General features: G+C 60.3%; 23 protein-coding genes. 5 read left to right on the plus strand and 18 right to left on the minus strand.

Features of this window, described 5'->3' with window-relative positions; translation table 11 throughout:
- Positions 1-112: 112 nt before the first annotated feature.
- From C8J42_RS16985 to C8J42_RS17015, 7 genes are all read right to left on the minus strand, one after another.
- The gene (locus C8J42_RS16985; RefSeq protein WP_133021019.1) at positions 113-673 is read right to left on the minus strand and encodes a DUF3617 domain-containing protein; all 561 of its coding nucleotides are present in this window, start codon (positions 671-673) and stop codon (positions 113-115) included.
- A 732-nt stretch (positions 674-1,405) separates the two neighbouring features.
- Positions 1,406-2,419 (minus strand): surface-adhesin E family protein, encoded by a 1,014-nt coding sequence (locus C8J42_RS16990; RefSeq protein WP_207897163.1) that lies wholly within the window; start codon positions 2,417-2,419, stop codon positions 1,406-1,408.
- Complete coding sequence (locus C8J42_RS16995) at positions 2,416-3,918, minus strand: tetratricopeptide repeat protein (RefSeq protein ID WP_165895525.1); 1,503 nt, start codon at positions 3,916-3,918, stop codon at positions 2,416-2,418. The genes C8J42_RS16990 and C8J42_RS16995 overlap by 4 nt, the downstream gene beginning before the upstream one ends.
- A gap of 801 nt (positions 3,919-4,719) precedes the next feature.
- Complete coding sequence (locus C8J42_RS17000; RefSeq protein ID WP_165895526.1) at positions 4,720-5,856, minus strand: acetamidase; 1,137 nt, start codon at positions 5,854-5,856, stop codon at positions 4,720-4,722.
- A 4-nt stretch (positions 5,857-5,860) separates the two neighbouring features.
- Positions 5,861-7,195, minus strand: coding sequence for a HAMP domain-containing sensor histidine kinase (locus tag C8J42_RS17005; protein ID WP_133021023.1), 1,335 nt, complete (start codon positions 7,193-7,195; stop codon positions 5,861-5,863).
- A complete protein-coding gene (locus C8J42_RS17010; RefSeq protein WP_133021024.1) occupies positions 7,192-7,866 on the minus strand; it encodes a response regulator transcription factor in 675 nt (224 codons plus the stop codon). Before C8J42_RS17010 ends, C8J42_RS17005 begins: the two co-directional genes overlap by 4 nt.
- An 88-nt stretch (positions 7,867-7,954) precedes the next feature.
- Positions 7,955-8,572 carry an outer membrane beta-barrel protein gene (locus tag C8J42_RS17015; RefSeq protein ID WP_133021025.1) on the minus strand — a complete coding sequence of 206 codons (618 nt, stop codon included), beginning with the start codon at positions 8,570-8,572 and terminating at the stop codon, positions 7,955-7,957.
- Between the two features lie 225 nt (positions 8,573-8,797).
- Between C8J42_RS17015 and C8J42_RS17020 the strand changes: the two genes are divergently transcribed.
- Both C8J42_RS17020 and C8J42_RS17025 read left to right on the plus strand, forming a co-directional pair.
- Positions 8,798-9,634 carry an AraC family transcriptional regulator gene (locus tag C8J42_RS17020; RefSeq protein ID WP_165895527.1) on the plus strand — a complete coding sequence of 279 codons (837 nt, stop codon included), beginning with the start codon at positions 8,798-8,800 and terminating at the stop codon, positions 9,632-9,634.
- Positions 9,631-10,653 carry a serine hydrolase gene (locus C8J42_RS17025; protein WP_207897164.1) on the plus strand — a complete coding sequence of 341 codons (1,023 nt, stop codon included), beginning with the start codon at positions 9,631-9,633 and terminating at the stop codon, positions 10,651-10,653. The genes C8J42_RS17020 and C8J42_RS17025 overlap by 4 nt, the downstream gene beginning before the upstream one ends.
- 675 nt (positions 10,654-11,328) lie before the next feature.
- Here C8J42_RS17025 and C8J42_RS17030 read toward each other — a convergent pair.
- Together C8J42_RS17030 and C8J42_RS17035 are read right to left on the minus strand one after the other, a co-directional pair.
- On the minus strand, positions 11,329-12,024 hold the full coding sequence (locus C8J42_RS17030; protein ID WP_243644556.1) for an SIMPL domain-containing protein: 696 nt from the start codon (positions 12,022-12,024) through the stop codon (positions 11,329-11,331).
- A gap of 268 nt (positions 12,025-12,292) precedes the next feature.
- On the minus strand, positions 12,293-12,814 hold the full coding sequence (locus C8J42_RS17035; protein WP_165895528.1) for a PadR family transcriptional regulator: 522 nt from the start codon (positions 12,812-12,814) through the stop codon (positions 12,293-12,295).
- 58 nt (positions 12,815-12,872) lie between these two features.
- Here C8J42_RS17035 and C8J42_RS17040 point away from each other — a divergent pair, with 58 nt between their 5' ends.
- Positions 12,873-13,736, plus strand: a complete 864-nt coding sequence (locus C8J42_RS17040; RefSeq protein WP_165895529.1) for an aspartyl protease family protein — start codon at positions 12,873-12,875, stop codon at positions 13,734-13,736.
- 980 nt (positions 13,737-14,716) lie between these two features.
- Here C8J42_RS17040 and C8J42_RS17045 read toward each other — a convergent pair.
- Together C8J42_RS17045 and C8J42_RS17050 are read right to left on the minus strand one after the other, a co-directional pair.
- On the minus strand, positions 14,717-15,988 hold the full coding sequence (locus tag C8J42_RS17045; protein WP_133021030.1) for a M48 family metallopeptidase: 1,272 nt from the start codon (positions 15,986-15,988) through the stop codon (positions 14,717-14,719).
- Between the two features lie 526 nt (positions 15,989-16,514).
- Complete coding sequence (locus tag C8J42_RS17050; protein WP_243644564.1) at positions 16,515-17,969, minus strand: S41 family peptidase; 1,455 nt, start codon at positions 17,967-17,969, stop codon at positions 16,515-16,517.
- 98 nt (positions 17,970-18,067) lie between these two features.
- On the opposite strand from C8J42_RS17050, the gene C8J42_RS17055 reads away from it, so the two are divergent.
- The gene (locus C8J42_RS17055) at positions 18,068-18,619 is read left to right on the plus strand and encodes a helix-turn-helix transcriptional regulator (RefSeq protein WP_279388760.1); all 552 of its coding nucleotides are present in this window, start codon (positions 18,068-18,070) and stop codon (positions 18,617-18,619) included.
- A 306-nt stretch (positions 18,620-18,925) separates the two neighbouring features.
- Here C8J42_RS17055 and C8J42_RS17060 read toward each other — a convergent pair whose 3' ends face one another.
- Positions 18,926-19,531, minus strand: a complete 606-nt coding sequence (locus tag C8J42_RS17060) for a TetR/AcrR family transcriptional regulator (protein ID WP_279388761.1) — start codon at positions 19,529-19,531, stop codon at positions 18,926-18,928.
- A gap of 108 nt (positions 19,532-19,639) precedes the next feature.
- On the opposite strand from C8J42_RS17060, the gene C8J42_RS17065 reads away from it, so the two are divergent.
- A complete protein-coding gene (locus C8J42_RS17065) occupies positions 19,640-20,038 on the plus strand; it encodes a RidA family protein (RefSeq protein ID WP_133021034.1) in 399 nt (132 codons plus the stop codon).
- Between the two features lie 302 nt (positions 20,039-20,340).
- Here C8J42_RS17065 and C8J42_RS20515 read toward each other — a convergent pair whose 3' ends face one another.
- The 6 genes from C8J42_RS20515 to C8J42_RS17095 all read right to left on the minus strand — a co-directional run bounded on the left by C8J42_RS20515 (position 20,341) and on the right by C8J42_RS17095 (position 24,789).
- Positions 20,341-20,481: a hypothetical protein gene (locus tag C8J42_RS20515; protein WP_243644565.1), complete on the minus strand. Its 141-nt coding sequence runs from the start codon at positions 20,479-20,481 to the stop codon at positions 20,341-20,343.
- Between the two features lie 8 nt (positions 20,482-20,489).
- Positions 20,490-20,684, minus strand: a complete 195-nt coding sequence (locus C8J42_RS20520; protein WP_165895532.1) for a hypothetical protein — start codon at positions 20,682-20,684, stop codon at positions 20,490-20,492.
- A gap of 169 nt (positions 20,685-20,853) precedes the next feature.
- The gene (locus tag C8J42_RS17080; protein WP_133021037.1) at positions 20,854-21,156 is read right to left on the minus strand and encodes a hypothetical protein; all 303 of its coding nucleotides are present in this window, start codon (positions 21,154-21,156) and stop codon (positions 20,854-20,856) included.
- An 88-nt stretch (positions 21,157-21,244) separates the two neighbouring features.
- On the minus strand, positions 21,245-22,450 hold the full coding sequence (gene pcaF / locus C8J42_RS17085; RefSeq protein WP_133021038.1) for a 3-oxoadipyl-CoA thiolase: 1,206 nt from the start codon (positions 22,448-22,450) through the stop codon (positions 21,245-21,247).
- Positions 22,451-22,454: 4 nt separating this feature from the next.
- A complete protein-coding gene (gene pcaD / locus C8J42_RS17090; protein WP_133021039.1) occupies positions 22,455-23,642 on the minus strand; it encodes a 3-oxoadipate enol-lactonase in 1,188 nt (395 codons plus the stop codon).
- 4 nt (positions 23,643-23,646) lie between these two features.
- A complete protein-coding gene (locus tag C8J42_RS17095) occupies positions 23,647-24,789 on the minus strand; it encodes a lyase family protein (protein ID WP_133021040.1) in 1,143 nt (380 codons plus the stop codon).

Below are 24,789 nucleotides of genomic sequence, written 5' to 3' on the forward strand. Positions count from 1 at the left end.
TTCACTATTGGATCCAAGGTTTGTTCAAGCCAACCTGCACTCCGAACTGTGCTGACGTCACTCTAGCGAACACTTGGACCTTAAATTATGAACGTTGATCGACCCCAGACCACTAGCCCGCCTTTGGCGCGTCGCACTCGCCAAGACGCTTGCCAGAAACTTGAGTTTTCGTAATGACCTTGCCACCCTTCTGCGCGCCGCCCATCATCGGCATCTCCATCGTCGCCTCACTGACAACGTCATAGCTCGTGCTAGCGAATTTCCCCGAGGTCGTGGCGCGCATCTCGCCAGATGGCATACCTGGCATGTTCTTGCACACCAAGGTGCCGTCGATCTTGCCGCCGCCCATTTCGAACTTCTCATACGTGCAGTTCTTGGCCGCGCCCAGCATATCCTGTGGGGGCTTTGCAGCCTGTTCCGGCGTCAGGCAAGTCTGCACCTTTTGAGACTTCGACTGCTGCTTCATCGCGTCCGCCATGCCGGCGGGAAGGCCGGGACCTTCGACCGACAGGATCGCAACCGTCGTCTCCCACTTACCGGGCTCAAGCCTCACCGCATCCTTGGTTGCAGCGACGACTTCGGCGAGGGAGGCATTCTCTCCCTTAACGGTTGGTGTAGAATTACACGCCGACAGCAGGGACGCGACGGGTAAGATAAACGCGAGACGCTTCATAAATTGTTCTCCTGTCGACAAATGCTCTGCCAATCGGTGACGTGTATGCGGCACAAGCGAAGCTTACGGCCGATCCTGCGGCAAATGGCTATATTTCGATCGAGCGACATATTGAGGTAACGCGGACAGATAATGCTCAGCTGATAAATCGCCAATCACCATTGCGCATCAATTGCAGGAGGTTATTATTATGTCAAACATTCACGCGTCATGATAAACGACACACAGAATATTAACTACTAATCAACCACTCTCCCAGATTGCTAACCTCATTAATATTAAGCAGTTTTGCTGGACTTTCTGATCAGCGCTTTGATCGCGCGTTTTCATGCGGGCGTCCGGTATGGACGTTTTCCAGAAAGCGGTTCCTAGAAGCGGTCGGACCGCATTCCTTCCATTTTAGCTACTCCGCTGCACTCGAACGTCTCCATTCCACTAGCGATCCGCGCCACTCGAAACCGGACTGGCGTAGCAAAGGGATCTGTTACGGTTGGGCATCGAAACAGCGAACTATCATGCGGAACACCGCAAAAGTTACTCTTGTTGGCGCCGATAGCTTTCGGCTGACCGTCAGGCGGGGTTGCTTTGATTTCTTCCGATATCGAACGGGCATATTGCAAGAGCATTGCTACCGATCCACGGAGAGACGCATCCCGTGCGTAGAGCGGCCATGGCGAGCGCTCTGTAGCAGGTGGACATCATTTTCTGGACGTTTGCGCGGTAACTGGCGGATCATCTGCCCCCCCCCTTGATGGACACCACATCGCAATCTGGACCCGTGCACATCTCGACGTCCCGCGACGGTGGCTTGTCGATTGCGACGCGGTAGGTGATCGCTTCCGATGTCGCCTTCAAGATCGTTATAGAGAGGTCGCGGATGTTGGCCGTCTTCGTCCCAACCGTCGTGCTTTCGGTCTGGCCGCTTCCCGGGTGCACCATGTCATCGCCGGAATACCCCCTGACCTCAAACCTGATCTCGCCATCGGCCATGCCCTGATAGGCGACGTCGTAGATAGTACCGACGGTATCCGCATCGTATTCGGCCGAGCGCGGTACCTGCGTCCCCTTGTTATAGTCGCGTGGCGGTACGAGCGGTTCGCCACGCCGTACGGTCTGGACCGTGCCGAACGTACGGGGATCGGGCGCGGTCGACCGGAGGATCGGCACCCGCGGGTCCTTTGCCATCGCGTCGTGCAGCGCGCGCGGATCAGTCATCACTTCACCCCCTGTGATGAGCCGATCGGCAAAGGCGATCTCGTCGATCGCGATCGGGAACGCTGCGCTCGACGCACCGGAGCCGGCACTGCAGACGAAGCGCAGTTGCGCGTCGTCGAGTGTCGCGGGATCGGGCTTAGTCATATCGGCATCGGCGTCGCCGCGCGTCGAGACATCGCCCTGGATATCCTTGCGGTCATACTGCGCCATACCCAGCCAGCCGATCGTCTGCGCGCGGCAATTCGCCAGCATGAAGGATTTGGTTTCCCCCGCCGGGCCGCCCGCATCATGCAAAGCCAGCAGCGCCGAATATCTGACGACCGCCCCTTCCCGGCTGATCGACTGACGATCGACGAACAGGGCGCGACCCGCATCATGTGCGACGTACCACCATTCGGATGCGGATGCGGGTTCGGCTGCGCCTGCGAGAGCCGTGAGAAGCAGAAGCGTTACGAGCGACCGGGCCGTGGCTTCGAACCGGGCTCCCAATGGCGATCGAGGCAACCGGGCCAAGGTGAAATCTCTTGTCACTTTGCGGTCCTTGGTGATGCCGTGTCGCCCGCACCTTGCAAATCAGACAGGGCGCGGCGCGCATCGGTCTTGTCGGGCTCGATCGCCAGCGCGCGGCGAAAATACACCTCGGCCTGTTTCAAATCGCGCGTCATCCCCGATCCGGCGTTGTAGGCCCGGCCCAACTTGAGGCAGCCATCGGCGTCACCGAGATCGCAGGACTTGCGAAACAGCGCTCCAGCCCGGACGGCATCCTTGTCGGTTCCGCTGCCATTCTGGACCAGCGTGCCCAGATTGCCGCATGCGGCGGCATCGTCCCGATCGCATGCGCTCACATATAGCGACACGGCTCGGACCGGATCGATCTTCACGCCCAGCCCCTGATCATAGACGACACCGAGATTATAACATCCGCCCGCATCGTCGCCTTTACAGGCTTTCTCCAGCAATCGTTTTGCGCGCCACGCATCGGGTTTTACGCCAACCCCCAACGAGTAGGCAGCGCCGAGGCTGGTGCAGGCTGCGGCGTCACCGGCATCGCAGGCCTTGTCGAAATACGCGACGGCCCGCTCAGGGTCCTTGGCGACCCCATTCCCCTTAATGAGTGCCAGTCCGAAATTGCCGCAGGCGATGGCCCCGCCGAACTCGCACGCGTGGGCGAATGCGGTGGCCGAGCGCGTCGCGTCGGGCACAACGCCTTTCCCTTCGTTATACGCGATGCCGAGCATGCTGCAGTTGTCGGACACGCCACCCGTGCAGGCCTTGTCATGAAATACCGCGGCCTTGACGGCGTCCTCAGCGACACTCCGGCCTTCGGAATAGCGCATGCCAAGGTCCGAACACGCGTCGATCGTCCCACCGTCGCAGGACGCCTCCAATTGCGCGATTTCGGCAGGGTCATCGTCGGCATCAGCGTTGGGCGCGATCGTCGTGATGCGAGACGGCGTTGGGTCCGGTGTCGCCTGACCGTTATCGGACTTCGCATCGAGCGGAGGAGCGACAGAATGCGCACGGCCAACCATCGTTTGGTGCAGATCATGCGCATCGACGGGCTTGCCGCCCCGCGCGATCAACGCTTCGGCAAACGCCACTTCGTCGACCGCGAGCTGAAACAGGTCGTTAGTGACACGGTGCGACTCGTCGCCGCACGCAAAGCGGAACTCGGCATCGCCGAGCGTGTCCGGTGCGAGCGGCAGGACGGGTCCAGGCCGCTGCGGAGCATCGCCACCGATTGCGTGGCCGTCAGCGTCGAACCGCAGCATCTCCAGCACCCGAAGCCGACGCTTGCCGCACTCCGCACGCATATGGGACTTGGTCAGCACTTCTGGGTCGCCTGGGCGGATGACATACATCGTCCAGTAAGTGACGGTCTCCTTCTTCCGTTCGATCGATTTGGCATCGACGAACACGACGCGGCCAGCGCCGCTGTTCGCATACCACCATTCGGACGCATGGGCTGGAGATGGCGTCAGCGTCAGCGCCGACATAAAACCGAGAGCGGACCAGACGAGCCTGCGCATGCATCTTTCTCTCATCCTGCCGCGACGCTGACTCATCGGCCCAAGCCATCACCTGGTGGCGCAGTTCGGTGCAGCTTGATGCTGGCCGAACCGAACGCAACCTCGATGATGTCCGGATCAGCATCTATCCGGGCGACGCGTTGGAACGCGCTGAATCTAGGCACCTTCGGAAACGAGACTGATCGTTCCGAAGACGAAGCCCTCCGTCTCCTATTCGTCGTCCACGATCGCATGAAGTGTGCATTCCGCTAAAAAATGGTGCCGTTTTTAAGTTCGTAGTGAATTTTAATGGTGTGGCCAACGCTCCAGCTGCCGCCCGCAGGTGTGTTACGAAACTGGCACGCATCTCGCATGATATGACGGGCACCTGATGCACCCTGATGACGACCTGAGGATCAGAATATGAAGTTTGTCATGCTATATACCGCCGCAGCCGCTCTTTTGGCCGCCCCCCCTGCCTGGGCATCGGACAAGCGCGTTACGCAAACGTCGCGATACCGAGCCATGTACGTTCCCGACCGCGATACATACTGCATAAGATTCTATTCAGACAGCCAGGTTGCGGACCCACGCCCCGGGGGGCCGGGCATCACGTGTCGCAGTCGACAAGCATGGGCCAAGGAACGTGTTTTCATTAGTGACCGGCACAAAGATACAGCACGCCCCCGGCAATAGCTAATCTCGCGATTGGCAACGACGATTGTGACGACCTGAACTGGTAGGTCTTGGCGGTTCTGTTGAGAGGCTATGTGCTTTTTAGCAGATCTCATGCGGAATGTATGGCTATCGCACATTGCACAATCATTTCGCCCGTGTTTCAACGTGCGACTTCTGCACTTCGCAGCCCTTGTTGGCATCAAATTTGACGGTCCCGTCGACCAAAGTCTCGAAAGCATATTGTTTCATGTCACTTTCGTCTGGAAGCACATCGGCATCGCCAAAATATAGCAATGCACCACGCCGCTGAGCCGGCAGATAGACCGTATTGCCTGCCAGGACTTCCTTGGAGTTTATATGGCTCCCTGATTGTCCGTCGCCGCCGGTCGATAACACGGGCATCTCGGACTCGGGTCCTGCTCCAAAGCCATTAAGGATCGACTTGACCGGGACGGGGACGGGGACCGTCGGACAAGGGGTGTCCGTCGGGCTGCCTTGACTGGCAACCAAATCAAACATCACCTGGATTGATAAACCAAAGCTACCGGCTTGCGGCACGAGGGTCACACCAAGCGCATGGCTGACAGTTGCGTCGAGGCTCTCCGCATAGCCGCGTTTCGCGTCTGCGGCTAAGAGCGGCTTGGATTGGGATTTGCCGAGCAGCGCGCCAGCTCCACCATGTTCGTCAACGCCACCTGGATCGATCTCTGTTGTTTGCACGATATCGCCCGACCAGATTGTCAGCACAGGCGTCCGACTTACGTCTCCGGCAATGGAATAGTCGGTGGGATGAAGAGCGATCGATCTCCCTCCCCCGTCCGGTCGCGTCGGTATGACCCACGCCGAGAAGGGATGCGAGACATGCGTTGCGGGGTGGTTGGTGTCGCGTTCATGGACAACGCCATCGATGCGCGCGCCGTTTATTCGCCCGTCGTAGTGCAGGACACGGCCGTCGGTATCGGTCGTACCGAAAACAATCCGCCCTCCAGGACGCCGATCGGCAAGGCGATCCCCGTTGAGATCGTCCGCAGACCGACCCCGTTCCCGGTCGATCGTCACTGTGGAAAACGCCGGATGGCCCCCAATGTCCGTTCGAACCACCCAAGTTTCTGCACCCCGGGCGGGCACCGCGAGCGAAATCCAGAGTGCGGACGCGGCGAGTAACAAGTTATTCAGCGATACTTGAAGATGCTGACCCATGATTGGGATGGGCCACGATGGCGTATTTGGTGCCGTTCTGACGCGCGGCTTTATCTTGTCTAGAGATTGAACCTCAAACACATCGTCAACCTTTGCCCACGTCGGCCAACTCCAGCCGCATGATCGTCCCGCCATTCGGCGCCTCATGCACTCCAACACGACCGCCATGACGGTCCATGATCTGGCGGACTAGGCTCAAGCCAAGCCCCGCCCCTGTTTGACGCGCTCGCAAGCGGTAGAATGGTTCGAAGACCTGTTTCCGCTCCTCAACGGGTATGCCGGGGCCATCATCCTCGACTTCCACCACCGGACTGTCGACATGGATCGTAACTATCTGGCCACCGTGTTCGATTGCGTTCTGGACCAGATTGGCAAGAACACGTTCGATGGCCGGCCCATCGGCGAGTACACATCCGGTTCGCGTGACCGCCAACGCCAGTTCGCCCCCGCTAGCTATGACGAGCGGCGCGAGGTCGCCGACGACCCGTTGCGCCAAGGATGCCAGATCGACAGATGCCATTGGCGCCCCCCGGTCCGCGCGTTGAATGTCCAGCAACTGTTCGGTCAACGTTGCCAGACGGGCCACGTCACGGCTTAGACCGTGCGCGATCGCGGAGGGTTCGGACGCTTCGATCTTGGCCTGAAGAATGGCGATCGGTGTTCTTAGTTCATGCGCGGCGTCAGCGATGAAGCGCTGGTGCCGTTCATAACCTTGATCGAGCCGCTCGAGGGCGCCGTTTACGGCATCCACCAGGGGTACGACCTCGGACGGAATGTCGGTCAGCGGCAGCCGTGAGCCGCGGCGATCGATGTCGATGCCTCGTGCTGCCTGCGCGATCACCGCGACGCCCGCCAAGGCACGTCGAACTATCCACGGCGTAGCGGCGATTGTAACGATCGCAATTACCCCGAAAACCGGGAGCAGCAAAAGGTTGGACATGAGCAGCACCACGAATGTGGCGCTGAACAAATCGCCCTTTCCCAAGACCTTGAATTCACCGGCGGGACCTGAAATTCGCCAGATGACTGCAAGCGGAATTTGGCCAGACGTCGCACCGTCGGCCGATAGCGAGTGACCGGTTTTGAAATAACGAGCAAGCTTACGATAACCTAAGGGGACGCTGCCAGTTCCAACGATCTCGCCACGTCCGCTGCGAGCGACAAACCAGAAGTCTGGGGTGGTACGCCGCAATGCGGCCAGTTCCGGCGTTTCCTCGATAAGAAGCCTACCTCCCAGGTCACGGTGGATAGCCGTCTCGGCAATAGTGGCGAACTTCGGTGCCGTCACAACACCGTCGTCGGCAGTATAGTTCAGCCATACGATGAAGATGAGGCTGAGGACGAACGGAACGCCGACTTGGAACGACAAGAAGCGGACGATCAGTTGCCGCTTCAGGGACTTGGGCATCATCGCGGTCATGACCTTTGGCGAACAAGATAGCCGACACCTCGGATCGCATGGATCTCGACAGTGCCACCGGCTTCGAGCAGGTGCTTCCGCAGCCGCGAGATGTGGGAATCGAGCGTATTCGACTGAATTTCGTCGTCGAACCCGTATACTGCTTCCTCCAGAGCATTGCGGGCGACCGTACGGCCGCGCCGTCGCATCAGCGCCGCCAAAACGAGCAACTCGCGCCGGGGAAGATCGAGGCGTGTATCGTCGATTGTCGCCTCGTCATTCCCGAGGTCATAGGTGAGATTGCCAAGTTGGACCTGCCGGACAGGGACGCTGGAGGGGCGTCGTCGAACGGCGCGGACCCGGGCCAGCATCTCTTCCATGGCAAAGGGTTTGGGCAGATAGTCGTCCGCGCCGGTATCGAGGCCGGACACTCGGTCGGTAAGGTCCCCTCGGGCGCTTATGACAATAATCGAAACCTCGGGATTGCCGCGACGTATCTCCGGTATCAACGTCAGGCCATCCCCGTCGGGCAGCGTGCGATCCAGCAGAACCATGTCGGCGGTTCCCGATCGGGCAGCTTCTCTGGCATCGGCCGTGTTGCCGAAATGATCCACGACGAACCCCTCGCGCTCCAGGACCGTACGGAGTGCGGTCGCCATTCCGGCCTCGTCCTCGATCAGCAATATGCGCAATGTCGTTGTCCTAAGCCTGGCGATCGGCACGCGATCCTGGCCGGAGGATTGCCCCCCGGCCAGTTCGTAAAACGGTTTGATCGTATCGTCAGAATCCAGCCGATACTCCCAACAGGGCCTTCGACGACTTCTGGCCCTCGCCATAGTTCATCCGGTTGTATTCGGCGCGGACGAACAGGCCCGGCGAAACGGCTGCTTCGATTCCCCCGCCGAAAAGTATGCCCTTTTTGGTTGACGCGGTGCCAAGGTCGCTCGACGTGATGGCGCGAAAGTCCGTCTGCTCCCGAACCCGCAGCCAACTATATCCGGCGCGGCCGTACAACAGGACAGAAGGCGCGGCGAGTACGCCGGCACGACCTGAAACGTCCCAAGTCCAGCGCGGCTTAAGCGTATAGTCGCCCGTAGGGCTTGCCGCAGACAGCCTTTTGCCGCCGCGACCGATCCCCCCCTCGGCACCGATCACCAACGTCTGGCCGAGCTGCGCATCGTATCCGACGTGTGCCCGATATCCGATACCACCCTTCTTTTTGTCGATGTTCGATGCAATTCGAGGAAGCGCATGATCGGCCGTCGTCCACCGATAGTCGATATCCGCGCCGACCTTGACGCCTTCGAACGTCGGCCCATCATGCACATCGCGCGCCTGCGCGAATGCAGTAACTGGCGTGAGCACCAGCAGACCAGTGATGAGGGGAACGAGCTTCATTGGAATACCTTTCGATCCTGGCCTTGATCAGACCGCACGATCGTTTTCCGCGATCTCGATTGCGTGAACATTGCGGTATATCCGCAGCGCAAAGATGTTGCATGCGGGATGTCACGCTCCGGTGACCGATGACTGCCTGAACAGGAGCAGCCGAAACCAGCCAATCGCATGGCGTAACAGCCGAAGTTCCTGCAAATGCGTCTTATGGTTCTCAGGCGCGGAAGAATGGATTTCTGGGGCAGCGGTCCGGAGGGTCGGCAGGCCGGAGACTTCAGCTTCCATGTGCTGAACGCGAACGCGCCCGAGGAGGAAGTCCGGCGGCACAGTCATGATGAAGCGCATTTCGTTCTGGTGCTCGCTGGCGGCTACATGTCGTCGGCAAGCGGTGCCCCGCTGGTGTCCGATACGCCGGTTCTGATCTACAACCCGCCCGGTACGACACATCAGGATCGGTTCCACGACGGCAGGGGTCGCTTCCTCGCCATATCCGGGGGGACGGGCCCAGAGGCCGCGGCGCTATGCCTGCGCGATCCCTATGCATATCGACTTGCCCAAGACATCGCGCATCAAGTCGATGCGACGACGTCGTTCAGGCTAGAGGCCTGCGCCCTGCAACTTCACAGTATCGTTCTGCCGCTCTCGTCCGACGAAGCGCACAACGCCAAACATCCGCCGGGCTGGCTGAACCGAGCCGTCGAAATGATCTTCGCTAGCGACGATCCCGATCTTTCGGTTGCGGAGGTCGCATCGGATGTCGGGGTTCACCCGGTTCACCTCGCGCGCGTATTCCAGCGCTTTCTCAGGTGTTCGCCCGGAGAATATTTGCGCGGCCATCGATTGGAACGAGCGGCAGCGATGCTCGGCCAAGGTGTCGCGTCGCTCGCCGACGTCGCGCAATCGACAGGCTTTGTCGATCAGTCCCATCTGACCCGAACCTTCCGGTCCCGCCTCGGCATCACTCCTGCTCAGTGGCGTAAATCGCGATATGTTGCGCCGATACAAGACGCGACTGCCACTATGCGGCAGGCACTGCCTATATCCCTTCAGGAACCCGGCCCGTGATATCAATCAAAACTGTCGTCATCGCGCTCAACGCCGTCGTGTTGTCCGCTGCGGCCCCTGCGCCGCGCATTGATCCCGCGCTCGACAAGGTTCTTGCGGTCTTCGACCATGACGAGCACCCCGATCTGCGGGGAGTAGTCGTACTCCGCGATGGCAGGGTGGTCGCGGAGCGCTATTTCAATGGCGAAACGGAAGCCACTCTTCATGACATCCGGTCGGCGGGAAAAAGCGTCACCGCGCTGGTCGTCGGCATCGCGATCGACCAGGGCAAGTTGCACGGACCGGACGACACGGTTTCCGCCTACTGGCCCGAATCCAAGGGCAGCGCGATCGGCGATGTTGCCATTCGGGATGTCCTGACGATGCGATCTGGCCTCGCAGCGTTCGACGAGGATCCAGCATCGCCGGGAAACGAGGACAAGCTCGATGCGGCGCCCGATCCCCTGCTATTCCTGCGTTCCGTCCCCCGCGCCGATCCGCCTGGGTCGCGATACCGCTATAATTCGGTCACCGCCTATACCGCGGGTGTCGTGGTCGCGAAGGCAACCGGGCAATCGATGGCTGACTTCGCCCGGACCTCGCTGTTCCGGCCACTCGGTATCCGCCGCTGGAGGTGGGCGTCGGATGCCGCTGGCTACACCAAGGGTCAGGGCAACTTGTCTCTGACGGCACGCGATCTCGCGAAAATCGGCGAAATGGTACGTGGAGAAGGTCTCTATCAGGGACGACGCGTCGTCAGCGCGCGCTGGATACGAGACGCACTCGCTCCCAAAGTCAGCATCGCCGACAGCGACCCCTATGCCGAGAGCTATGGCTATTTCTGGTACTCGAAGGCCCAGCAGATCAACGGCACATCGATTCCGGTGTCATTCGCGTCGGGCAACGGCGGTAACAAGATATATGTGATCCCGAGCCGCCATATGGTAGTTGCCGTCACGTCCAGTGCTTACGGCCGCGGGTACGGCCAGCGGCGATCGGAAAAGATATTGAAGGCGGTCCTTGCAACGGTTCGCCCTTAGCGAGCCACTCACGCGCTGGCGATTGGGCCGCACGATTATCGCGCCGGGGAAGACACGATTAGAGGAAAGACCGTCGATGCACCCCGTCTTCCAGGTGCGATAGTGCTGCTCAACGTCATGGGCCTGCACTGACTGGCAATGTGGTTCGGCGCGAGTAATGCGGCCGCCAATAAGCGTTGAGATTGTCGGGCACTGGCCAAATTTTCCTGTCGCATCGCTGCCGGAGGCGTCGCTCAGGTCCGGCGGCTCCACCTTGCAAAGTAGCTTGGTCCGCCCGGTCTGTCAGTTTGTCGGCCTGATACATTTCCTTAGCAAACCGGTGATCGAAAGGCTTGCCCCGCCCGGATGGGAGGAGGGTCAAAACAGTTCCCCTCTCCACAAGATCGGTAAATTAGGAATGATAGTGCCGATGGCAAACGGCGCCAGGTGTCTCGTCGGCTGATCCCGTGGCCGGCGAGAATAGCGATACGTTAGTCGCACATTGCTCCACCTGAGAACTTCCGCGCGCCAGGAAAATCATTAGTCTCCCTGGCGCGTCAAAGTCACAGGCCGCTGCCTTCCACGTCATAGGGCACGCCGAGTCATGGCCTGGCCTGGCCTGCTTTGACTTTGCAAACGCAAACGTTGGCACCTCGCTACCGTCACCGCGATCTGCCTCGCAGGACGGAAGAGCAGTCATTTTTTGAGCAGAAAGCGGACTGACAGATTAATGGTGACGTCCTGTTCGCCAGGGATCACCTTTGTGTCGGACGCAGAAGCCGCGCCAGCCATGTTCTCGCGCATTGCAGTGAGCGCAATCGGGACGTTCGCTGCCGAATTTTCCGAGATCGACAGCATGCGATCAACTCGGAGGCCGACGACGCGGGCGTATAGCGCGGCGCGGACATTGGCCTTTGCCACAGCATCGGCGCGTGCCTCGTCGAACGCCGTTTCGGGCTTTTCGATTTGGAAATTCGGGCCGTCGATTTGATTTGCCCCCTCGCGTACGAGCGCATCCAGGATCGTGCCCGCGCGAGTGATATCGCGAAACCTGACCGAGATCGTGTTCGACGCCTGATAGCCAGTGAACACCGGCGGCGTGTTGTCGGCATACCGAATTTGCGGCTGGAGCGAGATGTTGGCCGAACGAATGTCGCGATCGGCAACACCTGCCGTTTTGAGCGCTAAAACCACGCGCTTAACACGGACAGCGTTGTCGGTCAGCGCCGTTGAAGCGGTTGGGGCCTGGGTCACCACGCCGGTGTTGATCGTTACCAGATCGGGCGTGCGCGTGGTCTTGCCCTCAGCGACCACCTCCAGAATGGTGCCGTCGATGAGCATGGGGGGGGATGAGACCTGGGCCGACGCAGCGGCCGGTAGAAGCGTCTTCATGGCCAGAGCGGTAAGCGTAATGAGGCGAAGGCGCATCCATAAGTTCCTTTATTACTGGGCAGTTTTCGAATTGACTGGCGTCACTTCTTAGCTGGCGTGACGCAACCGAGCAGACGGGGCGGTAGGAGCAGCACCAAGAAACCTGGAACGCGAGCGACCACCATCAGCGAGAGACGTTGTAATTTGACCTTGGTCACGCCGTGCGACTGCCTTCTCTCCTGTCTATTGCGCGAACATTGCGGCGCGGCGGGCGATCATAATAACGACCTCATTCCTCTGTCAGACGCTGATCCAACCAACTGAGGCGACTTCTCTGCAAGACAATTGCCAGTTCGATCCGTTGTCCTTCCACCGCGTCCAATTCGCGCAACTGGGCTACGAGTGCTTTGATCTCGGATTCGATCCGTTGACGTAGAGCTTCAAATGCCCTTCGTCGGATTGCCGGTGCGATCTTGTCCCACATTCCTGCCCTTAGACGGAAGGGGTCGAGACCCACGCTCGCTGCCCGCTCTGGGTCGCATATCCAGTCGTTCAAGCGCGTCTTTCCGTCCTCGGTGAGCGCCAGAAGCCGTGTCTTCAATTTGGAGGAGGTCGCTTCGGACGTTACCAACCCCGCCGTGACCATCTTGCTGATCGCGGGATAGACGGCGCCAGCGCTCCCGCTCCACTCCAGAGATGGTGAAACTTGGAACGCCTTGCGCACTTGAAACGCGGTTGTGCGTTGACGGTGGTGGATTTCCGAGAGGATTGCGCCCTCGAGCTCAGTGAGAAAATCTTTGCGACTGTTCATTTGGTCCTTCATAGCTATTAGTGCTAATCGTACTATACGCCTTCTGAGGATGCACCCCATGCTGTTAACTCGTCACGCCGCCACACTCTCCATAGCCTTGGCCTTTGGGTGCGCGGTGCCGACATCAGCGCAGACGGCCAGTCCGGCCTCGGAGCAGGTCGTTCAGACCTTTCCCTTGTTCAGTTCCAACAATCGTACGATCGTAGTCGCGCGGTTCAATGGATCCACACCAGTACCGCTCGTTTTCGACACCGGCACGAATGGCAACATTGTCGATAGTACATATGCCAAACAGGTTGGCTTGCCCAATGTCGGCCCGTCGGAATCGGTCGATGGCGCCACGGGGCGTCCGATACCCGGATACACGACGCGCCTTGTTGGATTGACTATTGGCAGAATCGCCGTCGCCGATGGGCCGGCGACCGTGATCGATTTCAAGACGCGGGATTCTGTGGGAGTCATCGGGCCTAATAGCTTTCCGGGCCGTCTGACTGAGATCGACTTTGCTCACGGGCGGGTTCGGATCCTACCGGATACAGCCGGCAATCGGCCAACTGGGTCGGCGGTCGGCCACCTTGACGAGTTGCCTGCCGTTACCGTGCAACTGCCGGGGCAAACCATCACCGCGTTGGTAGACACCGGAAACGACCAGCCTCTGAGCCTCCCTCTCTCGATGGCAGCAAGTCTTCCGCTAAAAGCACCCCCGGTGCGTAATGGAACAACCCGCTCGGCAGGCGGTCGACAAGACTCCTACGTGGCACAAATCGTCGGTGAAGTTCGGATTGGCTCCGTCGTCCTGCAATCGCCTATGGTAAGTTTTGAAGAGAACGGACATCCCAATGTTGGCATGCCAGTATTAAAACACATGCTTATTGTCGTCGATCACACGGGCCAGCGGACCTGGCTTAGCCCTTTGCAATGAACGGGCTACGCTCTGTAGCTTATCGCGTGGGCGTCGGACTCATCTTCCCTTAAACTACAGAAACCCTTAACTTATGACCGGCAATGAACGTGAATAACTTGCTTTATGCCCTAGTGGCTCTCGTTCAAATCCTCGTGCTTGGTGGCCTCTTTCTTTTAGCGCGTCGCTTCCTCCGGTCGAAGAAGCCGATGGGATCTGCAGGTACAATCAGCGTTGATACACTGGGCTTGGCCACAATTCCCGTTTTCGCGACCTTCACAGGTTTGCGCGGGCTGTCGCCCTGGCTAGCTGTCGCGACCAACAGCCTGAACCCTCACCTGGCAATTTCGCCTGATGGGCTTGAATACCGGGTGATCAGTAAGCGGGTAGCCCCCTTTAGCACGGTCGAGTCCGTCGAGGTCCGCAGGGGCCCCGGCACGGTCAATCTCTGTTTCGTTTTCACGAGCGGACTCTTTACGCTTTCGGCGAACGTCGGCGATGCCGCCTCGGCTGTACGGGCCCTAAGTCGACTGCCGCCTTCAATTCTTCGGGGCCCAAGCGCACGCAAACTGCAGGAACTGTAGTAGCACGGGCGGACGATACCGCTGGTGATCGATGTTGGTGCGATTAAGGCGGGGGCAGAGTCTACGATAGTCGCAAACGCCCGCGAACATACTGATCTTGCGCGAAAGCCCGTGATCAGCACAGCCATTGATACGCTGTTCCTTGCGAACAGGGTGGCTCAGAGTTGCAAGCGTGACGCTCTGGCACGTTGGGCTCGCGCGTTCGCGGCGGCACCCTAACATGTAACCGTTCGCAATGATGATTGCTCTGAGGCGCCGCACCAGGCTGGCCAGCGCACCGCCGTGCCACACAGGTATCGGCTCGGCCCATTTGACAGATATAGCCAAGGCATAACCCAGCGAAAGCTGGGATCTAGTACGGATCCTGTTCACCTCATCCGCCTAAGTTTCCAGCATTCGTTGGAATGTCGGTTAGGTCTACTTTCCCGCGATTGGCCCCGGCATGACCACCGTAGCGCCCGTCACGTGATCCTTCTTCCACTGCATCGAGCGACGGACACGGTTCTCGCCTGAGGGGTGATCGAAGAACAACATCTCCTCCACAGGGCCCGGCGAGATCTTCCGGTATTCCGACAGCCGCATCGCCACTTTGGCGAAGCCATCTGGCTCGCGCGCCGCGTCAAGCCCGAAGACATCGGCCTCGACTTCGTTGTGCCGTGTGATCGAGTTCAGCACGGGGGTCAGCACCAACCCGCACAGACCGGCAAGCAGCAACAACAAGGGCGTCGCCGCCGGATCAGCGACGTCGCGCACCCCCCACTGCGGATTGCGCACGATCAGGGCAGGCGCGAGCCGGCTGACGACAAAGAACATTGCCAGAAACACCAGAGTAAAGGACAGGATCAGCGTCCAGATATGATTGAGCACATAATGCCCCATTTCATGTCCCATCACTGCGACGACTTCCTCGGGCGCAGTGCGCTCGAGCAGATTGTCGTTGAGCGTGATGTGGATCGTCGGTCCGACGCCCGAGACGTTGGCGGAAATCCTCTTGGTCTGGCGCGACGCATCAGAGACATAGATATGCCCCGCCGGGATATGGTTGGCAACGGCGATCGCCACAATGCGGTCACGAACCGCACCCGCCGGCAACTCGGTATATTTGTTGAACAACGGCGCGATGAACACCGGCGCGATCAGCGCACCTAGCATGACCACGACCGCCGCCACCCCCGTGCCGATCAGCCACCAGCTGCGGCGGAAGTGGCGGATCACCCAGAATACCAGCATAAATAGCAGCGCGTTGATAATCAGCCCGATGCCAAACGCCTTGGCCGCGTCGACCGTCCAGGATGCGAACGTCTGGTTCATCAGTCCGTACTGTTTCTCGCGCACGAACCCTTCGTAAATCATCCATGGGAGGTTCAGCAGCGTGGTCAGAGCCACGAACGGTAGTGCGTAGACTGCCGGCACCAGCCAGCGCCTTTTGGTCTTGCGTTCCGCGTAGGTGCGCAGGCGCTGCGACACGCCTGTGAACAGCAGTGGTAGATAGATCAAACTAGAAACTAGCGTGCTCCACAAGGGCAGCCAATAACCGCCCTCGAAATAGGCGTCAGACTTGGTCCGTGCCGGGCCCTGCAGCAGATCGAGATAGGCGCGAGTGGCGGCCTCGACGTCGAAGCTGGGCGTGGCGGCGTGCGTGATGGCGGGGATTGTGGCTGCGAGCATCCCCCCGACCAAGATTATCATTCTCATCTATTCCCCCCACTCGTCACCCCGGCCCTTCCGGGTCCGCTGTGCCGCACATGATATTCTTTCGATCGTGCGGCACCGTGGACCTCAGAGCAAGTTTGGAGTGATGAATAACGGGAGGCAAAGCGTGGTTGCGAAAATAACTTCTTATACAGCAGCCCAAAATAGGTATCTGCAGCTTTAAGCTTTTACTAAAACGGCTTGGATCGACCAACCCGCCGTGCACGGGGCTCCTCTTTAGCCCGAGCGGTCCGTCATTTGCATATGTCTCTGAATGTCCAGGTTGAGGGATAGCGAGCGGTAGGTCGGTAAAGTATTTGATACAGTAGACGTTACCGTTCGTTATATCGCGCCCGGTCGTCGTACGATCTTGTTATGGTCCGACGTGGCGGCGCTGCGGTACCCGTTGATAGCAATGCAATCAACATTACAGCCGCGGCTAATCTTTACCGGCAAGAATGTACGATCGTTCCGCTACCGAGTAGCAGCCGTACAGCCGCGCCGCGTACCAAACATAGGTTGATCAATCGGCCTTCGAACAATGCGCATTGCTTGGCGTCCGCCAAGGCTGCTTGAGCAGTGCGACGGCCAAGCGCCAGGCATGATCGCGCCGCTCATCGGCCTGCATCACCTCGGGCGGGGCTGGACAGTTGGGCAGGACGCCGCGCCCGGCCATTCGGCTCTTCCACCTCATACGAAACTGCAGAAGGGGTATGGTGAGTTGCATCCCGCTGTTGGGCAATTCAAGTGTCCAGCGATAGCCGCTGGTATTACCTTGGTCGGTGCCGCCAACTTCCTCGCCGACGAACACGCCCCGGTCGGTGTGCTGTAGCATCGAAGCCAGTTCGGCTCCGCCGGAAAAGGTCGCACCGCCCGCCAGCACGACGAGACGCCCGTGGAATATCGGCGAAAACGTCGTCCATCGCGACATCAGCCCATGTGGCGGCGTATTACGCCGCCTCCAGCGACCGCCCCGGATCGGGCGCTGCTGATCCTTGTCGTCGTCCTCGAAGACGTCAGTTTCAAACCGCCTGCCGCTTAGGCTGGTGACCGCAATGTGCTGACTACGGGCCTCGACCGCAGCATATTTCCGTAGCGGCTTTTCGACAAGATAAGAGAACAGGATGCTCTCATTGGGTTCCGAACCACCGCCGTTTTCGCGCAGATCGAGGATCAAGTCTGTCGCGCCACGCTGCCGGAGTTCAACGAAGACGGAATGGATCACTTCGGGAAATGTCGCGCCCGCCGCGCGTAGCCGCCTGTTGCTGAAGGTCGGCACATTCAGATAGGCGGTGTGGCCATCGATCCAGTCGAGCGTCGGCCGGGGCAGCGGATCGTCGGGTTCCGCCGGGCGCGCGGCGCGCGGCACTGCGGGCAGATCACGCTCGGTGCGCCCGGCTGGGCCTTCGAGCACAACAGGGAAGTGCGATTGGGCACCGCGCAGGCGATACAGAATTGAGGCGAATCCGCGTCCCGATATATAGCGCATAGTGCCCGTGCGGATCGTCCCGTCATGCGGAGTGACGGCGACCATCTCGCTCAGCAAATCTGCATCGCTAACCCCGTCAACCGATATCATCCGCGTGCCTTTTGAAATGTCCGCCGCGGCGCCATAGCCGGCCAGCACGAACGCTCCCTCGTCGCTCCACAACAGGTCCAGCGGAAAGCGCGGCGCGTCACGGTAATGCTGGCTCATTGCGGCACTAAGGTGCACCCCGAGATGGCCTTCGCCGATCCGACCGACAAGTGGGCGCAATATGCGCCAAAGCGCTTCGCTGTCGGTAACGGCAATTACGTCCGCGCGTGCAGTGGCTTTTGCAGCCGCCCAGGCTTGCCGGCTTTGATGCCAGTATATGTTTGGCATAGCCGCTTCCACCGCGGCAATGCTGAGTTCCAGATCCTCGCGCGCGCCGGCCGAACTCAGTGTGGTGGTACCAGGCAGCCGCGTATCGGCGGCCGCTGGTGCCGCGGTGAGCACAGCAGCCAAGGCAATTAAGCAGCCGCGTGATCGGGAGATTGGCATAACCTTTCGAATCTCGATAAGCAAAATAATGCTTATTCGATGGAGGCAATATTTTGCCTAGTCAAGTTACACCATCCTTCCTTACTCATGTCGCTGCTAATGTACGGAGGCTCCGCACCGCTGTGGGGCTTAGCCAGAAGGGCTTGGCAGACGCTTCTGGGGTCAGCCTGCGGATGGTCGGGGGAATAGAGAACGGCGCGACCAGCGTCAGCACGGCCACGCTCGACCGGATCGGCATTGCGCTGCATGCCACGTTGGCCGAACTGGTCTCTGACCCCGTGATTCAGCGCAGTGCGCAGATCGATCGGGTCGGCTGGCGTGGTGAGAAAGGTGGCGAGGGAGTTTTGCGAAGGAGCATCGACACTCGCCGCGAGGTCGAACTGTGGGAATGGCGACTGGAGTCCGGTGAACGCTATCAAGCGGCAGCCGACCCCGTCGGCTGGCATGTGATGATCTTCGTAGTGGAAGGACTGCTGACGATCGAGCTCGAAACCGGCGCGGTCAATATCTCCGCGGCCAGCCATGTGTTCGACAGTGCCCAGACCCACGCATTCATCAATGCGCAAGAGGGCGCGGTTCGCTTTTTTCGCTGCACCGTCTGGTGATAGAATAAGAGTGCCGAGGACTTTCTTTAAAGACATGGTTCGCGCTTGAGAAGCTCGGCGTCCGCCGATTGTCTAATGATAGTTCAGGGAAGGGAGGCTTGTACAAGAACGCCCGAGAAACTGGGGCGGAAGCGGCCAAGACGACGTTTTCAGAGTGATTGTAAAAGTTTATAGGCGAGCGCTATCGGTCTGAACTCGGCATTGATTCTGACGAGCCTACGCATGACGAACGCGCTTTGGTTCATCCACTGGTTAATTGAGCCGGAGGATGCTCGACCGCCCCCAAAAGTGGGTCACGTCGCAAAATCATGCTAGAAAGCCTTCAGCCATCAGGCGAAAGGCGGCGATGGCTTTGGGAAGCACTACCTGCGGTTCGTCATTCGCCGCGACCCAGAGCGCGGCGTTGAACGCTGCGCCGCTTAGAAGGCGTGATGCCGCTTCGACGTCGATCGGCTTCATAACGCCCTCCGCTATCAACTTCTCGACTAGGTGCATGGTGACATTCAAGCACGCGTTCTGGCTTGGCCATTTAGACGGATCACCCAAGAACGCCGGACCATCCAGCAGAACGATCCGTCGCACCTCCGGATCGAGCGCCATCTCGATATAAGATGCCCCTTCAGCCAACAGCCCTTCCCAGTCGCTCGCAGCGTTCGTTCCGGCATGCTGCGCTCGGGCTGCCATCTCGTTGTCGACCTGCGCTACCACCGCGGCCAACAAGCCGGTCTTGTCCCCGAAGCTGTGATACAGGGCACCGCGGGTGAGACCGACTTTGGCAGTCAGGTCGTCCATCGACGCGTTTGCGAAACCTGTTGTCCCGAACGCTTGGCGTGCCGCAGCTACAAGCTTGGCCCGATTCTCTGCCATTTTCTCGACACGACGTTGGGCCACGGGACCAATTCCTTTTAACATACGCAGCGTATGTAGATTGACAATGAACGTGCATCCGTGCTTTCACATACGCGACGTATGCAGTTGTTCCTGCCACGTCGAAATGTCCAGCGAAGATAGGACGATGATATGGCTCAGCGCGATGCAGTGTTCCCCGCCAACCCACACGCTTTGTACGCGGAGCACGGTTATTCTGCGGCAGTGCGCGCCGACAATCTGCTGTTCGTCTCGGGTCAGGTCGGCAGCCGCGACGACGGTTCGCCCGAACCTAATTTCGAAGTGCAGGTCCGGCGGGCGTTCGCCAATCTGGAGGCAACGCTGCTCGCCGGGGGATGTGGGTTCGACGACATCGTCGACGTGACCACCTTCCACACCGACCCCGAGAACCAGTTCGAAACGATCATGGCCGTCAAATGCAAGATATTCGATCAAGCGCCGTATCCGACATGGACCGCGCTAGGCGTCAATTGGCTCGCCGGCTTCGATTTCGAGATCAAGGTCGTCGCGCAAATTCCGAAGCGCCTTTAATCTGGCGACGGTGCGATCGTCGCTCTGAAGATCGGCGAGCGGCGACAATATGCGACCGTCGAAATCGATGAGCCAGCCCTCGCATGTTGCCACCTGGTTTGGCCAGTCGCCATTGGCAACCGCGCCACGACCGAGCGTCACAATGTCCGCGCCGTGCGTTGAAAGCATCTCCTTCGCGCGCGTCGGATCTGAAGCCAGCCGTTCGCTAGAACCGGCCTGCTGCTATGGCGTTTGGCAAGTGCAGCTAGGCTATCACTCTCGCCAAAGGTGGATTCCCACGCCTTGGACTCGGTAGTGTGGATTTAGTCGACAGGTGCCCGCCCGAGCAGCGTGTACACCTCGATCGCCTCGCTGATACCGCGCCACTTGTGCGCAAAATCGTTGACCTTCCCCTGCGAACTGCGCACGCCGACCGTGAAGTCCGCGCCGACTGCGCTGCGCACGGCATACACTACTTCGAGCGTAAGCCGGAGCCTATCTGGCACACCACCGCCATAGCCGTCGGGCGCACGTTGACGCCCTCCGACAGGAACTGGTCGAGAAGATAGCCATTGGCGCCGTGGATCTCGACACCGTCGAACACGGCTTCGCGCACGAGAACAGCGGCCGACGCGAAGCCGGCGACCACCTCCGTGATCTCTGCCACGCTTATCACGTCCGGAAACGCCTAGGTTCCTGTGCCGGAAGAATGTCATCCGAACGGGGACGTCGCCGAGCCAAGCCGAACCCCATCATATGTGACGATGATCTCGTTGTACGGCCAGCGCTTCGCTACCTCGGTAACAGCCAGTACGCTACGTTAAACAGAGACCTTGTCAATCCTCTTGGAACGTAAGATCCTCGGCCGGACCGAGCTTCTGTTTGCCGGCAAATAGTCGATCAAGCCGCGCAAATATCTGACCGCGTTCTTCTCGCGAGGCCAATCGTCGATATGGGCCGACCGTGAGCTCATCTCCGATTGCCTGCTTGATCCTCCCAAGAGCTTCCTCGCTTAAAACGTCGACGGCCTTGAGTTCGATACAGAGCTGAATGAGACCAACTGCCGTCGCTTGCGCGCGGAGTCCGACGTTCGTAACATCGTGATGTAAACGCTTTTGTTCTTCGAAGGTCCTGTTCATTCGATTGTCCTCTGTTAAACTTAATATACCCCGACTGAGCCGGATCGGCCGGCAAATTTCTGATTTCGAGACGCCCGGGAGGCGTTTATCAGACTCGTTCCAGCAGCAGGCCGATCCCCTGCCCGACTCCAATGCACATGAACGCCATCGCATAGCGGCCGCCTGTGCGGTGGAGTTCCTCGACCGCACTCATCGTGATCCGCGCACCCGACATGCCTAGGGGATGGCCCAGCGCGATCGCGCCGCCGTTACGATTGACGCGCGGGTCATCAAGCGGATCGATCTCGAGATCACGTAGCGTTGCGACCGCCTGACTGGCGAACGCCTCGTTCAATTCGATCACGTCGAGCTGGTTTATCGTAATACCGCCCAGCGTCATCAGTTTGCGCGCGGCCTCGATCGGGCCGACGCCCATGATCCGCGGTGCGACTCCCGCCGCCGCCATCGCCACGATCCGCGCACGCGGCGTCAGCCCGTGTCGCGCGGCTGCGGCTTCCGACGCAACGAGCGTCGCGGCCGCGCCGTCGTTAAGGCCGGAGGCATTGCCAGCCGTCACGGTGCCGTCCGTCCGCACGACCGGCTTCAACTTTGCGAGCGCCTCCAGGCTGGTTGCCCGCAAATGTTCGTCTGCGGAAAAGACGATCGGATCGCCCTTCTTCTGCGGAATCGTGACAGGCACGATCTCGGCGGCGAACCGTCCGCTTGCCTGCGCGGCTGCGGCCTTTTTCTGACTGGCGAGGCCGAAGCGATCCTGATCCTCCCGGCTAACATGCCACTGGTCGGCAACGTTCTCGCCCGTTTCCGGCATCGAATCGACGCCATAGGCATGCCGCATAGCCGGGTTGACGAACCGCCAACCCAAGGTCGTGTCTTCTAGCTTTTGCGCCCGATCAAAGGGGCTTTGTGCCTTGCCCATCACATAGGGTGCGCGCGTCATGCTCTCGACACCACCCGCGATCATGAACTCGGCATCACCGCTGCGGATCGCGCGCGCTGCCGACCCGATCGCGTCGAGACCCGAGCCGCACAGACGGTTGATCGTCGATCCCGACACCGTGTCTGGCAGTCCGGCAAGCAACACGGCCATGCGCGCGACATTGCGATTGTCCTCTCCGGCTTGGTTCGCACAACCGAGGATCGTGTCGTCCACCGCACTCCAATCGACGCCCGGATTGCGATCCATCAGCGCCTTGATCGGAATGGCGGCCAGGTCGTCGGCGCGGATGCTGGCGAGCGACCCGTTCAGTCGGCCGATGGGAGTACGGATCGCGTCGCAGAGAAAAGCATCGGTCATAAGTTCAACCTTTATTGCCGCTAGAGTCGAGCTCGGCGATGATCTTGCCCGCTTCGGCGAAGGCCGTATTTGCCGCGGGTACACCTGCGTAGATCGCCGATTGCATCAGCACTTCCTTGAGCTCCTCACGGGTAAAGCCATCGCGCATCAGTCCGGTGCGAACGTGGAGCGCGAACTCCTCCCAGCGGCCGAGTGCCACGGTAATCGCGAGCACAATGAACCGACGGCTCCGGTCGTCGAGACCCGGCCGGCCCCAGATTTCATTCCACGCGATCCGCGTGATCATCGCCTGGAAATCGGCGGTGAAGTCAGTCCGCTTGGCGAGCGACGCGTCGACCCATGCATCGCCAAGCACGCGGCGCCGGTTGACCAGCCCCGCCTCGAACAAGGTGCTTGCGGCATCCTGGGTATCGGCCGGTTTCAGAAACGCGCGAAGCGTTGCCGCCAGTGCGGCAGGCGTCTCGATCGGCGCGAGATGTGCGGCGTCGAGATGCACCACCCGCGCGTCGGGCACCGCTGCCACAATGCGTTCGCCATGCCCCGCAAACGGCGTCGAGGTGTCGCGATCGCCAGCAACAACCAGCGTAGGCATACTGATCGCCGGCAATCGATGGATCAGCGCCATATCGCGGATCGCTGCACCGCAACCCGCATAGCCGGCATCGGCCATTGCGATCAGGCCCTGACGCACGCTTTCAGCCGCGCCGGCATGCGTCGCCACGAAGCGCGGCGACAGGAACCGGCCCATGGCCATATCCGCGATGGCTGCCGTACCCTTTGCGCGTACGACCTCGATCCGGTCACGCCACACGCCCGTGTCCATCGTCGCCGACGTGCAGATGAGCGCGAGCGCGGTAGTCCGCGTCGGGTACGCCAGGGCCAGCTCCATTGCGATCATCCCGCCGAGCGACACACCGGCAACGGCGGCACTCTGTACGCCTGCGGCGTCCATAACGGCGACGACATCGTCGGCTAGCATTGCCAAGCTATAGTCACCATCAGGTGCGTCCGACGCGCCGTGTCCACGCGTATCGATCCGCAAAAGCCGGAATGCCGGCAGCAAATGCGGGACGCTGGTCTCCCACAACGCCATGTCCGTGCCGATCGAATTGAGTAGGACGAGCACCGGCAGATCGGGAGCGCCGTCGAGCTTCCAGTAGAGGCGCACGTCCTCACGGATCGCGAATGGCATGAAGTTATCCTTGAAGGTTGGAGACGAGCGCCGCGACGATCGTCGCGCTTTCGCCGATATCGGTCCCAATATTGGCATCACGCAGGTTGCGCGCGATCGCGTCGTCGTCGATCTCCAACCCTTCTGCGACGCTAGCCATTGCCTCTGCCGCGCCCGCCGCAAGCAGGAACAGGTCGGCGAGTACCGGCCCCTCCGCCTGCCAGCCGCCCAGCCCACGCTCTTCTTCCTGCGGCAGTCCAACAAGCAGGGTCGCAGCTAAACCCGGCGCACGCAGCGCTGCCGAGAGCGCGATCTGGCAACCGGTCGGGTTGCGCTTGTGCGACATGGCCGATGAACCACCGCGGCCCGCAACCGCCGCCTCACGCGCCTCGCCAACGGGGTTCTGCGACAAAAGCGCTATGTCGCGCGCCATCTTGCCGACGCCGCCAATCGCCATGGCCAGGCTGGTGCCGATGGCGGCGATGCCCATCCGGCGCGCGTGCCATGGTTCGCTCACGGCAAGGCCCAGCTCCTTTGCCATATGCGATGCGATCGCCGGCCCCGCGCCGTCGAGCCCGGCCCGCGTACCTGCGGCACCGCCAAGCTGGATCCGGGCATGGTCCTCGACATCCCGCCGCAGTCGCTGCGCGGCATCGGCGATACCGACCATCCAGTGCGCGATCCGAAGACCGAACGCGACGGGCAACGCATCCTGCAACAACGTACGGCCGACCGCAGGTGTTTCAGCGTGACGCAGAGCCAAAAGACCAAGGGCATCGACGATGCGGTCAAGGTCCGTGAGTACCAGTTCGGTCGCTGCCCGCGTCTGCATCATCAACACGGTGTCGGCGACGTCCTGGCTGGTCGCTCCCTTGTGTACCGCCTTCCTGGCATCACCACTCAGGGCGGCACGCAAACGGACGACGAGTGGGATTGCCAGCGTACCGGCCAGCGCTGACTCCTCTGCCAGTTCAGCAGAATTGATCGCCGTCGTTATGCAGGCGTCCACAATCGCGTGCGCGAGCTCATCCGAGATCACCCCTTCCGTCGCCTGCGCTCTTGCCAAAGCACCTTCGAATGCGAGTGCGTGAGCGATGGTAGCGTCGTCGTCAAAGACGGCCAACACTGCGGGCGTTGTCGCCGGGCGGGTGCGGAGAAGATCAGTCAT

The organism is Sphingomonas sp. PP-CE-1A-559 (assembly GCF_004340965.1).
GTDB lineage: Bacteria > Pseudomonadota > Alphaproteobacteria > Sphingomonadales > Sphingomonadaceae > Sphingomonas.